Here is a 12,616-nt window from a genome sequence, read left to right on the forward strand (position 1 = left end):
CGCCATTCGATCCGCAGGCCACGGCCCCATGACGCAGCTGGAGACGCGCACGGAGCCGATGGTGGTCAACTTCGGCCCCCATCACCCCTCGATGCATGGGGTGCTGCGGCTGGTCGTGACCCTCGACGGGGAAGACGTGGTGGATTGCGAGCCGGTGATCGGCTATCTCCACCGCGGCATGGAGAAGATCGCCGAGAACCGCACGAACGTGATGTTTGTGCCCTATGTGAGCCGCATGGACTATGCCGCCGGCATGTTCTACGAGGCGATCGTGGTGAACGCGCCCGAGAGGTTGGCCAACGTGCTGGTGCCGAAGCGGGCCAGCTACATCCGCGTGCTGATGCTGGAACTCAACCGCATCGCCAACCACCTGCTCTGGCTCGGTCCTTTCCTGGCTGACGTGGGCGCCCAGACGCCGTTCTTCTATATCTTCCGCGAACGGGAGATGATCTACGACCTCTGGGAAGCGGCCACCGGCCAGCGGCTGATCAACAACAACTACTTCCGCATCGGCGGAGTGGCAGCCGACCTGCCTTGGGGCTGGCTGGAGAAGTGCCTCGACTTCTGCGATTGGTTCGGCCCCAAGATCGATGAATACGAGAAGCTGATCACCAACAACCCCATCTTCCGGCGCCGCATCGAGGGGCTCGGCACCATCGAGCGCGAGCAGGCGATCAACTGGAGCCTCTCGGGCCCGATGCTGCGCGCCTCCGGCGTGCACTGGGACCTGCGCAAGGTCGATCACTATGAGTGCTACGACGACTTCGACTGGAGCGTGGTCTGGGCCAGTGAAGGTGATTGCTACGCCCGCTACCGGGTGCGGGTGGAGGAGATGCGCCAGTCGCTGAAGATCCTGCGCCAGGCCTGCACCATGATTCCCGGCGGCCCCACGGAGAACCTGGAAGCCCGGCGCATGGCCGAGGGCAAGAAGAGCGAGTGGTATGGATTCGATTACCAGTACGTGGCCAAGAAGGTGGCCCCCACCTTCAAGATTCCTTCTGGCGAGCTCTACACACGTCTTGAATCCGGCAAGGGGGAGGTCGGTGTCTTCATCCAGGGCAACGACGACGTCACCCCCTGGCGCTTCAAGATCCGCGCCGCCGATTCCAACAACCTTCAGATCCTGCCCCACCTGCTCAAGGGCAACAAGGTGGCCGACATCATGGCGATCCTTGGCTCGATCGACGTGATCATGGGCTCGGTGGACCGCTGACCTGCGGTTGCGCTCTGCGGGTGGAGTGACAAGTCTGTCCTCGGCCTGCAGAGTCTGGAATCGGCCTGGAAACAGCCTGGTTCTGGTTCGGCCAGGAGGAGACCATCGAGCAGCTCTTGGTGATCCCGTCCCCCGTCGCTGCCCACGGCAGCAGCTCGGGTCAGCAGCAACTCGGATCAGAGATAGAAGCCCACGGTGGTGACCACGCGGGTGCCCTTTTTACGCAGGGCCTGTCGCAGCAGGATTGTCGACTGGTTATGCAGCAGGTTTTCCCAGCGATGTCTGGTCACGAACACCGGTAGCACGATCATGCAGAAGCGGTTGCGATCCTTGCGGTGCTGTTTCTCAAAGCCGTGAACAAACTCCACCACTGGATCCACCAGGGATCGATACGGTGATTCCAGAATCTGCAACGGCACGTCGGGAATCTGCCGCTCCCACTGGAGCCGGAAGGCCTCGGCACGGCCTCCGCCCAGATCCACGTGCACGGCCACCAGATCGCTGGTGACGCTGCGGGCAAAGCAGATCGCCTCAAAGGTGCCTCGGTGCAGCTGCCCCACCAGCACCACGGTGGGGGGACCGCTGCCCTGCGGCGCTGCGGGGGGAAGGTTGAGGCGCACGTCCGAGGCCATGCGCAGGCGGCGCGCCACATGGTTGTAGTGGGTGCGGATCCGCAGGTACATCGACACCAGCAATGGGATCGCCAGCACCACCAACCAGGCCCCCTGGGTGAATTTGCTGAACAGAAGCACTCCACCCACCAGGGCGGTGATCAGGGCGCCGAAGCCGTTCAGCAGGGCATTGGAGATCCAACCGCGCTCCCGAAGCTTCCACCAGTGCATCACCATGCCGGCCTGGGAGAGGGTGAAGCTGATGAACACCCCTACCGCGTAGAGGGGGATCAACCGACTGACGCTGCCGTTGAAGATCACCAGCAACAGGCCGGCCAGGCCGCTGAGGGCATAGATGCCGTTGCTGAACACCAGCCGGTCCCCCAGGGAGGAGAGCTGACGGGGCAGGAAGCCGTCCTGGGCCAGGAAGGCCGCCAGCCGCGGGAAATCCGCGTAGGCGGTGTTGGCCGCCAGCAGCAGGATCATCAGGGTGGCCATCTGCAGCACGAACAGGAGGATGCCGTTGCCGAAGATCCGCTCGCCCAGCTGGTAGAGGAGGGTGGGGCCGTTCTCCGCGTACACCACGCCGCTCTGGTGTGCCAGGGCGCTGATGCCGCTGAACATCAGGGCCAGCATCAGCACCATCACCACCAGCACCCGGCGGGCGTTGCGCCATTCCACCGGCCGGAAGGCAGCGACGCTGTCGCTGATCGCCTCGATCCCTGTGAGGGCGGCACAGCCGGAGCTGAAGGCCCGCATCAGCAGCAGTGGACCCAGCACGTGCATGCTGTTCGCTCCGTGGTGGGCGGCCTCCAGCAGCCGTTGCTGCTCCGATAGCGGCAGGGGGGGGAGCTGACCCAGACCGGTCTTGATGGCGCCCGCCACCAGCAGGGTTACCACCATGCCCATGAAGAGATAGGTGGGCATGCTCAGGAACTTGGCGCTGGAGCTCACGCCGCGCAGATTGGCGAGCATCACCAGCACCACCGCCAGCAGGCAGAGCGGAATCCGCTCCGCCTCAAGCGCAGGGAAGTAGGAGGTGAGGGCGGCGATGCCGGCGGCCACGCTCACCGCCACGGTGAGCACGTAGTCGATCGAGAGCGAGGCCCCCGCCACCAGCCCGGTGATCTGTCCGAGGTTCTGCTGTGAAACCCTGTAGGAGCCCCCTCCCTGGGGATAGGCCTTGATGGTCTGCCGGTAGCTGGTGGCCACGATCAGCATCAGCCCCACGATCAGGGCCGTGATCGGCAGGGTGTAGGAAAGAGCGGCGGCGCCGGCCATCCCCAGCACCAGCACAATCTCCTGGGTGGCATAAGCCACGGACGAGAGCGCATCGGAGCTGAGGATCGCCAGCGCCTCGGCATTGTTGTAGCGCTCCTCGTGGTGCGCGCTGGTCGGCAGAGGAGTTCCAATGAGCCTGCGCCGGAGGATGTCGAGGCCGGGCATCGTTCTGAGGCTCTGTTCCTTTGTGGATACGAACGGTAGGTCGCGATCGCTGCAGGTTGATGGCTGCAGCTTGATCGGTGCGGCTTGATCGGCGCAGCTTGATCGGCGCAGACCAACGGATCCTGACGATGCTCTCCTGCACCTTTTCATTGTTCCAATGACAGGCTTCAGTCCAGATTGATCCGTGGGAGTGCTTTCTCTGCTGTGGTCGCTCCTGACCTTGCTCTCTGCGGTCGGTCTGCTCCGTTGCCTCATTCCAAAAGGCCTTCCGGGTCTGGACTTCGCCTCAACGGCTCAGAACCAGGACCTGATTGACCGCCTACGCTCGCCTCACCGCTTCAGCCCTGGGATTCGTTGACTGCGTGATGGAAGCGTCAACGCCGCCGAACACGCGACCCAGGTCTGCCAGACGGCGTTGGCTGGAGCGGCTGCGTCATGGCGGCTTCCTCCTGCCCGCCGCGCTCACCGGGTATCTGGGCCTCAAGGGCTGGCTGGGCCATGGCCTCCTGCCCGGCTGGTCGTGTCCGCTGCGGGCTCTCACCGGCATTCCCTGCCCCACCTGTTTCCTGACCCGGGCTGTGTGCGCCAGCCTGCAGGGCAACCTCAGCGAATCGCTGCGCTGGCATGCCTTTGGGCCTGCGGCGGCCGTGGCACTGCTGGTCTGGTCCGTGGTGTCGATCCGCAGTCGGCGGCTGGTGCCACTGCAGTTGGAAGGGCGCCATCTGGTGGTGATCAGTGTGGCGCTGCTGCTCTATTGGGGTGTGCGCATGGCCCTCCACTACGGCCTCGGCCTGCCGGCCTTCCCGACGCGCTGAGGGTTCCGCAGCAGGAGAGGCCAAGAGTGACCAGATTCAGATCAATGGACTCAGATGAATAGACAAGTTCAGATCAGCAGCCTGGTTCAGATCTGCAGACCAGAGCAGACCAGCAGACCGGCCTTGATCGGAGCCGGGTTCAGGAGATCACGCCCTGGTGATACGCGGAGTTCTGGATGTAGAAGTTCCCCACCGGTACCGCCACCAGGGCCGCCAGACCGCAGGTGCAGATTGACACCACCAGCACCACCGTTCCCACCAGGGCCTGCACCCCCACAAAGGCCATGCCATGCGGTGAGCGGAACACGGCCTGGAAGGAGCTGGAGAACGCGTCCAGTACCCCCTGATCGGTGGCGAAGATGCGGTTCACATACACTGGCGCCACCAGCAGCACCGCAAAGCCGGGCAGCAGGCAGAGCAACAGGCCGACGCAGGTGACCAGCGCGAAAAAGAGGCCCGCCAGCAGATAGCGCATCGGCCGATCCTGCAGGATCCGCAGGGCCTCGGACACGGTGACGGTGGTGCCTGTTTCGTAGTACAGGGCCGGCACCGCCACCAGCAGCACCCCCACCAGGCTGGAGAGGATGGCGAAAGGCACCTGACCCAGCTGGCCGAGCAGCAGGGCCATCTGGGCTGCCGCGCCGGTGGGATCGAGGACTCCCTGGGTGAGTGCCGCAGGATCAGCGCCGCCGAGGCCCACGCCCAGCAGGGCAAACATCAGAGCCACCCCACCGCCCACCGCAGAGATCGCCATGGTGATCAACCAGACCACCAGCAGGGTGGGGAGATGGGCCACGAAGGCCTCCCAGGCCCGATTCAGGCTGGGTGGTTCGTAGGCGAACGCAGCGGCCACACCAGCGGGGCGAAGATGGCCGGAATGTAAAGGGCCCACCGAAGCCGCACAAGGGAAACCCGGGGACAGGATCGATGCCATCGAGTCACTGGCTGCAGATCGAGCGCACCGTGCGCTTCGGCGACACAGATGCCGCCGGGGTGATGCACTTTCACCAGCTGCTGCGTTGGTGCCACGAGGCCTATGAGGAGAGCCTCGAGCGCTACGGCATCAGCGCCGAGGAGATCTTTCCGCGGCCTGGCCAGCTGCTCGCCGTGGCGTTGCCGATCGTGCATTGCAGCGCCGATTACCGCCGCCCGCTGGTGTGTGGCGATCAGGTCGGCGTGCGGCTGCAACCGGAACGCCTCGATCCCGGTTGCTTCGAGGTGCGTTACACCTTCCGCAGCGACGGCCATGACGTCGCCATGGGCCTCACGCGCCATGTGGCGATCACGGCCGCAGACCGGCGGCGCTGTCCGCTACCGCTGGCGATTCAGCGCTGGTTGGAGGCCACCAGCCTCAGCGCTGCCGGCTGAGGGCCCACAGCAGGGCCGCGAGCTGGAGAGGCAGCAGGCTGGCCATCCAGGCCAGGGGATGGATGCCCTGATCGGGCACGGCGTCGAAGGCTGCGAGGCTGATCAGGCTGGCCAGCACCAACAGCAGCAGCGGCAACCGGCGCAGGGCCATGGGGAAGGAGGTCAACGCCGGGGAGCTGGAACGCGGTTCGGAACGGGGTGACACCGCGAGCGACGCCTGCCCGAGCGATGCAGGGGTGGCAAGAGGAAGTCCCAACGGCATCAGAACCATTCCCGCTTGGCGTCGAGATAGGTGGCCTTGAACTCCTCAGGTGTTTTGGAGAGATAGATAATCCCTTCAACCAGGCCGATCACACCCATCACGAAGCCACCGAATCCGCAGGTCACAACCGTGACAACGGCCATGATGATGCCGGCATTCGTATAGCCCAGCACGAACTTGTGGATTCCGAATGCACCCAGGAAGATCCCGAGCAGGCCAGCCGCGAGCTTCTTGTTGCTCACTTCCGGATCAACGCCGTTCATGTCTTGAGGGCCTGGGTCAAAGGTTTTGTAGCGAGGCGAGGCACTGCTGCCAATGCCCCCGTTGCCATTTGCCGGCAGCGGAGGGCGCCAGATCGGGGCAGTGCAACCAGCGGCGCGGCCGTTCAGCCGCCCGCCAGTCGGCCGTGAGTGCCGGGAGGGCTTGCTGCAGCGACCCCCAATCCTCCGGGGAGTGGCCGCGCACCAGCGCCACCAACCGCTGCCCCCAGGGGGGCTCCTCCACGCCGAGCAGCAACACCTCCTGCAGGGGCAGCGCTGCCGCCAGCAGCCGCAGCCGCTCCTCCAGCTGCTCGGGAAACACGGTCTCACCGCCGCTGTTGATGGCGCCATCGAGACGGCCTTGGATGCGCAGGCCCTGGGGGGTCAGCACCCCGCCATCCCCACTGGTCCACCAGCCGTCCGGGGTGCGCGGCAGCGGCTGCAGACGGCCCTGCGCCAGCCAGCCGGGGCTGAGCCGTGCGGTGCGCAGCTGCACGGCGCCGGTCTGGGGCGCCAGCCGCAGTTCCACATCCTCGAGTGGGAAGCCGCAACCAGGGTGGGCTGGATCGCCGGCCAGAAACTGTTGCGGCGACAAGGCGCAGACCATGGCGGCGGTTTCCGTGGCGCCGTAGCAGGGGGCCAGCGGCAGCTCCCAGTGCCGGGCCCTCCGGGCCAGATCCTGCGGCAGGGCCGCACCGCCCACCCAGATCACGGCACAGCCCCGCAGCCAGGCCACGGCAGCCGGATGGTCCAGCAGCCGCGCCAGCTGGGTGGGCACAAGTGAGAGCAGCACCGGTCGATCGCCAGGGTGCGGCAGGGCATCGGCCAGGTGCTGGGGCTGGCGCAGCAGGGTCGCTGGCAGCCATCGGTGGCTCTCCCCCCAGGGTTGCTGCCCTGCCCATGGCTGCTGCCGCTGCTGAGCCCACTGCCGTGCCCGCAGCAGCGGCAGCAGCCCACTGACGTGATGCAGGGGCAGGGGATTGAGGTGCAGACAACTGCCCGGATCAATCTGCTGCCGTTCCAGCCAGCGCGCCGTGGCCGCGGCTGAGGCCTGCAGGTGGGCCAGGGGCTGCAGGCACCAGCGGCGCCCGCCGCTGCTCCCGCCGCTGCCCACCAGTACGCCGGCGCCGACCGGCAACTGGGCACCGATCAGCTCGCTCTGCAGCTGCTGTGCCTCAGCGGGATCGGCCAGGGCCACCAGGCGCTGCTCCTGCCAGGCGGTTTCGAGTGCCGCAATCAGCTCCGCCGGGTCGCCGCCACCACAAGCACCGCCACCACCATCGCCGCTGTGCAGCAGCAGCGGTTCCGCGCCACGTTTCAACTCCGCATCCTTCATCGGGCCGCCGCCTCCCACACCTCCTCAGGGTCCCTTCTGCCGAGTCCCGTGCCTGGCAGCCAGCCTGGCGCCAGTCCGGGGGCGGGGGCATCGCCCTGGCGAGCCTGCAGGGCCGCCAGATGGCCCAGCCAGCGCTGGCCGATACCGGTCTCGAAGGCGGTGCTGAACACCAGCGGCGGCACTGGCACGCCCGCGCCCCCTGCCAGTGCCGCCAACAGGGGGCGCGGGTCCCCCTCCTGCGAGGGGCGCCGCACTTGCCAGCCGGGCCAGCGCTGGCGCAGCTCCGGCCGGCGCTGCAGGGATTCATCCAGCGCCACTGGCAGCAGCCGGGCCAGGGCCTCATGGCCCTCCAGGTCGAAGGGTTCGAGCGGCTGCTCCAGCCATTCGAGTCTTGGCTCCTCCGCCAGCCGCTTTGCCCAGGCCGTTGCGGTGGCGCGGCTCCAGCCGCCGTTGGCATCGAGCCGTAGCCGGGCGTCAGCCGGCAGCCGCTCCAGCAGCTGTTCCAGCACCTGCCGTTCCAGTGGATCGGGGCTGGCGGCCACCTTCCACTTGCAGCAAAGCGGAGCCGCTTCATTGGCCCCGGCTGCGTTCAGATGTCGCTCGAGGGCACCCAGCGCCTCCTCTCCGGCCGGCAGCAGCAGGGCGGCGGGCGGTGGCGGCAGCCAGATGGGGCCGATCATCCCGTCCAGCTCAGCCAGGGCGGCACCGATCGCGAACGCCAGCACCTCTGGCAGCTTGGGCAGCAGGGCCTCGAGGGCGGCGCGCGGCATGGTTGTGCCCGATTCAGGCGTGCAACGGGCGATCGCCGCCGCCAGAGCCGCCGTATCGCCTTCGAGGGCCGCCGCCTCACCCCAGCCGCTGCGGGCGTGATCGGGCGACTCCAGCCGCAACAGACAGCCCTGCTTCTGGCACAGCCAGCCCTGGGAGGTGCGCAGAGGCTGGGGCAATGCCAGGCGGAACGGGCGCCACCGCAGCCGCAGCGCAACGGCCGCTCCTGATCCAGGGCTTGAGTTCAATGACCGGCCCGCGCCAGCCAGGGGCCCAGAGCCAGGCCCACAGCCAGCCCCAGCCCGTTCAGGGCCTGGAAGCGGAGGGCCAGGAACTTGCTGCCACTGATCCGTTCGGGCACCTGATGGTGGTCGCGCAGTAGGCGGATCAGGGCCCGGGCCGGCGGCAGACCGATCGCCCCAAGCAGGGCCGTGAGGGGCCACCAGCCGAGCAGCACCGGTGCCCACTCCCAGGCCAGGGTGGCCGCTACAAACCAGGGCACCAGGGCCGCGGCCCGATCGCTGCCGAGCTGCACCACCGGTGAGCGCTTGCCATGGGTGGCGTCTTCCTCCACCTGATGGAAGTGGGAACAGAACAGCACCAATGTGGTGGCCAGGGCCGGACCGCCCCCCAGCACCAGGGCATCGGCCCAGGGGATCGGGGCTCCCGCCGCCCCACCGGCCTCGGCGACCGGCGCCAGCGCCAGCAGGGCCGCCGCCGTGGCGCAGGGGCCGAAGGCCAGCCAGCAGAGCGGCTCCCCCAGCCCCCGGTAGCCGAGGCGGAAGGGCGGCCCCTGGTAGAGGTAACCCAGGCCGCAGCAGGCCAGCACCAGCAGCAGCACCGCTCCGGAACTGCGCAGCGCCACCACGGCCATCACCAGCAGACCCAGCACCAGGGCCCCGTTGGCCAGGGCCGCCACCCGGTCACGCCGGCCGGTGAGGGCCACCACCGAATGGGGCTTGCCATGGGTGTCGACACCAGTCTCGTCATCGAAGACGTCGTTGGCCAGGTTCTCCCAGGCCAGCAGCAGGACAGCTGCCAAGAGGAACAGCAGCAGTTGGTCGAGCCGCATCGGCAGGCCGCGGCCCAGCCGCCAGCCGGCGGCGATCAGGGCCGGCATCACCGCCACCGCATACATGGGCCACTTGATCGCCGCCTTCCAGAGGCGGCGCCGATCCAGCGGCGGCCCTTGCCGCGGCGCTCCCTCCTGGGGTGGCCCGTTCTGCGGCCGCCGTGGCGCCTCGGCGGCGTGAAGGCTTGCGACGACCTGGGGCTCGGACATGGGTGCCGGCAGCTGCTGATGCGAGAAGGTCCATACATTTGAGCAGCCGCTTCGGCGCCACCCGGTGCAGGCTCCACCCAGCGTCACCTCCCCACTCCCGTCGTCTCTCGCGGAGCCCTCCCTGCCGGAGTTGAGCTTCACGGAGCTCCTTGCCGCGGCGGCCCAGGGGGCCCGGCAGCTGGAAGACGACGGGGTGCTGAGCCTCGCCTTGCCGCTGGCCGCGCGAGACCCGATGGCGCTGCTGGCCCATCTGCCCAACGGCCAGCGGTTTCGATTCCTCTGGGACAGCGCTCCCGGGCTCTGCCTGGCCGCCAGCGGCAAGACCCACAGCCTGGAGCTGAGCGGACCGCGCCGCTTCGAGCTGGCCCAGCGCTTCAGTGCCGTGAGCCTCAGCCGGCTGGCGGTGGCGCCGCAGGCCTGCCCTCCCCTGGCCCGGCCGCGGGTGCTGCTGGCCTTCTCCTTCTTCGACAGCCCCCTGCAGGATGGCCAGGGCGTGGCCGGGGTGGAGGCGGTGCTGCCGCGCTGGCAGCTCAGCCGCCAGGGGCGCCACTGCTGGTTGCGGCTGCAGCGCAGCCTCGGCGGCGACGTGACCCCCCGCTCGGTGGCGGAGGAGCTCTGGGAGCAGGCCGAGCTGTTGCGCGCACTGCCGCCGTCTGCCGAACCGGCGGGCGATGTGCTGGGGGTCCGCCTGTTGCACAGCTCCCCCTGGCAGGAGGGCTACCGCGAGGCGGTGGCTCGAGGCCTGGAGCTGGTGGAAACGGGGGCGCTGCGCAAGCTCGTGCTGGCGGTGCGCCAGAGGCTGGAGCTGGACCGCCCCCTCGATCCCCTCCAGCTCCTGGCCCAGCTGCGCCTGCGCCAGCCCGGCAGCTGTCGCTTCCTCTGGCAGCAGACCCAGGGTGGGGTGTTGCTGGGCGCGTCACCGGAGCGGCTGCTCACCGTGCGCCAGGGCCAGCTGCGCAGCGATGCCCTGGCCGGCACGGCCCCGATCGGTCCAGCGGCTGATCTGTTGCCCGGCTCCGTCAAAGACCGGCATGAACACGAGCTGGTGGTGGAGGCGATCACCGAGGTGCTGCGCGAGGCCGGCCTTGATCCGCGTCGGCCGCGGCGACCGCGGCTGGCCCGCCACGGCCAGCTGGTGCATCTGCACACCCCGATCACCGCCAGGCTCGGGGAGCAGCAACCCCTGGCCCTGGCCGCGGCCCTGCATCCCACCCCGGCGGTCGCCGGCCTGCCCCGGCGGGAGGCCATGGCCTGGCTGCGCAGCCTCGAGCCCTTCGAGCGGGGCACCTACGCCGCGCCCCTGGGCTGGATCGACAGCGAGGGGGATGCCGAGCTGCGGGTGGCGATCCGCAGTGGCACCCTGCGCGGCCGCGAGCTGGAACTCACCGCCGGCGCCGGACTGGTGCAGGGCTCAGTGGCGGAGCGGGAACTGCAGGAGGTGGCCCTCAAGCTGGGGGTGCTGCAGCAGCAGCTCAATCTGCCGCTGGCTCCGATGCCGCTTTGAGCCAAGAGCGCTGCTTCGGCCTTCGGCACCGCCCCTGCCCATAGCCGGCCATGGCCTCCCTGCTCGTTCTGCTGTTGCTGCTGATCGCCATCACCGCCAGCAGTATCCCGGCCGGGATTTGCTGGGCCGTGGTCACCGTGACCACCGTGGGCTATGGCGATGTCGCGCCGGTCACCCCCCTGGGGCGCTTCGTCGCCTCGATCGTGATGTTGCTGGGCTACAGCATCATCGCGGTGCCCACCGGCATTCTCACGGTGGGGATTCAGCGGGCTCTGAGGGCGACTCAGCCCAGTGCCAGCAACCGCTCGATCGTCAGATCCGCCAGCGGTTGCCCTGCCAGCCGTTCCACCTCCCGAACGCCGGTGGGGCTGGTCACGTTGATCTCACTGAGGCGGCCATCGATCACATCGATCCCCACGAAGAACAGACCCTCCGCCCGCAGCACCGGGGCCAGCTCGGTGCAGATCCGCCGCTCCGCCGCCGTGAGCTCGGTGACCTCCGGCGCCCCACCCACCGCCAGGTTGCTGCGGAATTCGCCCGGCAAGGGCTTGCGGTTCACGGCACCGAGCGGTTCGCCGTCCACCAGCAGGATGCGCTTGTCGCCGGCCGTCACCCCCGGCAGGAAGGCCTGCACCATCACCGGCAACCGTTCCTGCTGGGTCACCAGCTCCAGCAGGGCCTTGAGCCCTGGGGCTGAGCCCGCACTGCGCACCACCCCCTGACCGGCCCGGCCACCCAGGGGCTTGAGCACCACGTCGCCGTGCTCAGCGGCAAAGGCGGCCAGCTGCTCCACCCGGGCACTCACCAGCGAAGGCGCCATCAGGTGGCTGAAGCGCAGGGAACCGACTTTCTCGTTCCAGCCGCGCAGGGAGGCGGCTCGGTTGAGCACCCGCACCCCCTGGCGCTCGGCCAGCTCGAGCAGATGGGTGGCATAGAGGTAGGCCTCGTCCACGGGCGGATCCTTGCGCATCCACACGCAGGCGAACGCCTCAAGGGGCAGCAACCGGGGCGGCTCGGCCCGGTACCAGGGCTGGGGCACCTGCCAGCCCGCCGGATCCGCCACCATCGGCTCCAGCCACACCGGCTGGGCCCACGCCCAGGCGCGATGGCCGCAGCCGTCCAGGCCGCTGGCGGGTGGTGCGGCCGACAGGTCGGCGATGGTGGCCACCCATACCTCCTGGCCGGCCCGTTGGGCCGCCTGCATCAGGGCCACGCTCGAATCCTTGGCGGGATTGAGCCGGGCGATCGGATCGACGAGGAACAGCTGGGAGGCGGAACCGGGAGGCGGAAGGGCGCTCACGGTCAGCTGCCCAGGAGGGGATCGAGCTGGCCCTTGTGATCCAGGGCATGCAACTCATCGCAGCCACCGATGGCCTGCCCATCAATGAAGATCTGGGGCAGGCTCGTGCGCCCATCGGCCCGCTCGCTCATCGCCGCCCGGGCGGCATGGTCGCCATCGATGCCGTACTCGGTGTAAGCCACTCCCTTGCGCTCCAGCAGCTGCTTGGCGCGGATGCAGAACGGGCAATACCGCCAGGTGTAGATCTCAACGTTGGCGGCCATCTCCTCAACCCAGGCGGAAGGGTGGATCCTAGAAGTGAACAGTCTCAGGGCTAGGAGCCTGTCGCGCATAGATCGTCGGACAAAAATCGAGGGCTTTCCCACCACGATGGGAAGCCAGGCCGGAATCAGACTGGGAAAGCAGCGAATTGATGTTTTCGCGCTGGCTCGCTGAAATTGTACGTAGCGCA

13 protein-coding genes and 1 pseudogene are annotated in these 12,616 nt (G+C 68.3%); 5 read left to right on the top strand and 9 right to left on the bottom strand.

The window, feature by feature from the left end:
* Positions 1-28 precede the first annotated feature (28 nt).
* The gene (locus tag KQ310_RS04575; protein ID WP_259720599.1) at positions 29-1,213 is read left to right on the top strand and encodes an NAD(P)H-quinone oxidoreductase subunit H; all 1,185 of its coding nucleotides are present in this window, start codon (positions 29-31) and stop codon (positions 1,211-1,213) included.
* Positions 1,214-1,389: 176 nt separating this feature from the next.
* Here KQ310_RS04575 and KQ310_RS04580 read toward each other — a convergent pair whose 3' ends face one another.
* A complete protein-coding gene (locus KQ310_RS04580) occupies positions 1,390-3,270 on the bottom strand; it encodes an APC family permease (protein WP_259720600.1) in 1,881 nt (626 codons plus the stop codon).
* A gap of 311 nt (positions 3,271-3,581) precedes the next feature.
* On the opposite strand from KQ310_RS04580, the gene KQ310_RS04585 reads away from it, so the two are divergent.
* A complete protein-coding gene (locus KQ310_RS04585; RefSeq protein ID WP_311134698.1) occupies positions 3,582-4,085 on the top strand; it encodes a DUF2752 domain-containing protein in 504 nt (167 codons plus the stop codon).
* A 139-nt stretch (positions 4,086-4,224) separates the two neighbouring features.
* Here KQ310_RS04585 and KQ310_RS04590 read toward each other — a convergent pair whose 3' ends face one another.
* On the bottom strand, positions 4,225-4,938 hold the full coding sequence (locus KQ310_RS04590; protein WP_259720601.1) for a hypothetical protein: 714 nt from the start codon (positions 4,936-4,938) through the stop codon (positions 4,225-4,227).
* 74 nt (positions 4,939-5,012) lie between these two features.
* On the opposite strand from KQ310_RS04590, the gene KQ310_RS04595 reads away from it, so the two are divergent.
* Positions 5,013-5,453, top strand: a complete 441-nt coding sequence (locus KQ310_RS04595) for a thioesterase family protein (RefSeq protein WP_259720602.1) — start codon at positions 5,013-5,015, stop codon at positions 5,451-5,453.
* On the opposite strand, the gene KQ310_RS04600 is transcribed toward KQ310_RS04595, so the two are convergent.
* The 5 genes from KQ310_RS04600 to menA form a co-directional block, all read right to left on the bottom strand.
* Positions 5,437-5,619 (bottom strand): hypothetical protein, encoded by a 183-nt coding sequence (locus tag KQ310_RS04600; RefSeq protein WP_259720603.1) that lies wholly within the window; start codon positions 5,617-5,619, stop codon positions 5,437-5,439. The genes KQ310_RS04595 and KQ310_RS04600 overlap by 17 nt on opposite strands.
* A 95-nt stretch (positions 5,620-5,714) precedes the next feature.
* Complete coding sequence (locus KQ310_RS04605; protein ID WP_197158538.1) at positions 5,715-5,978, bottom strand: TM2 domain-containing protein; 264 nt, start codon at positions 5,976-5,978, stop codon at positions 5,715-5,717.
* Positions 5,979-5,994: 16 nt separating this feature from the next.
* Positions 5,995-7,296, bottom strand: a complete 1,302-nt coding sequence (locus KQ310_RS04610) for an AMP-binding protein (RefSeq protein ID WP_259720604.1) — start codon at positions 7,294-7,296, stop codon at positions 5,995-5,997.
* Positions 7,297-7,307: 11 nt separating this feature from the next.
* Entirely contained in the window at positions 7,308-8,258 is a 951-nt protein-coding gene (locus KQ310_RS04615; RefSeq protein ID WP_259720605.1) for an o-succinylbenzoate synthase, read from the bottom strand.
* Positions 8,259-8,323: 65 nt separating this feature from the next.
* Positions 8,324-9,361 (bottom strand): 2-carboxy-1,4-naphthoquinone phytyltransferase, encoded by a 1,038-nt coding sequence (gene menA / locus KQ310_RS04620; protein WP_259720606.1) that lies wholly within the window; start codon positions 9,359-9,361, stop codon positions 8,324-8,326.
* Positions 9,362-9,482: 121 nt separating this feature from the next.
* Here menA and KQ310_RS04625 point away from each other — a divergent pair, with 121 nt between their 5' ends.
* Both KQ310_RS04625 and KQ310_RS04630 read left to right on the top strand, forming a co-directional pair.
* Entirely contained in the window at positions 9,483-10,865 is a 1,383-nt protein-coding gene (locus KQ310_RS04625; protein ID WP_259720616.1) for an isochorismate synthase MenF, read from the top strand.
* Positions 10,866-10,966: 101 nt separating this feature from the next.
* A pseudogene (locus KQ310_RS04630) lies at positions 10,967-11,126 on the top strand (ion channel); the annotation flags it as partial.
* A 22-nt stretch (positions 11,127-11,148) separates the two neighbouring features.
* Here the strand turns inward: KQ310_RS04630 and gshB are convergent.
* Together gshB and grxC are read right to left on the bottom strand one after the other, a co-directional pair.
* On the bottom strand, positions 11,149-12,165 hold the full coding sequence (gene gshB / locus KQ310_RS04635; protein ID WP_259720607.1) for a glutathione synthase: 1,017 nt from the start codon (positions 12,163-12,165) through the stop codon (positions 11,149-11,151).
* Between the two features lie 2 nt (positions 12,166-12,167).
* On the bottom strand, positions 12,168-12,428 hold the full coding sequence (gene grxC / locus KQ310_RS04640; protein WP_259720608.1) for a glutaredoxin 3: 261 nt from the start codon (positions 12,426-12,428) through the stop codon (positions 12,168-12,170).
* Positions 12,429-12,616: the final 188 nt, after the last annotated feature.

Origin of the sequence: Synechococcus sp. CS-1328 (assembly GCF_025128095.1) — a bacterium.
Taxonomy (GTDB): Bacteria; Cyanobacteriota; Cyanobacteriia; order PCC-6307; family Cyanobiaceae; genus CBW1002.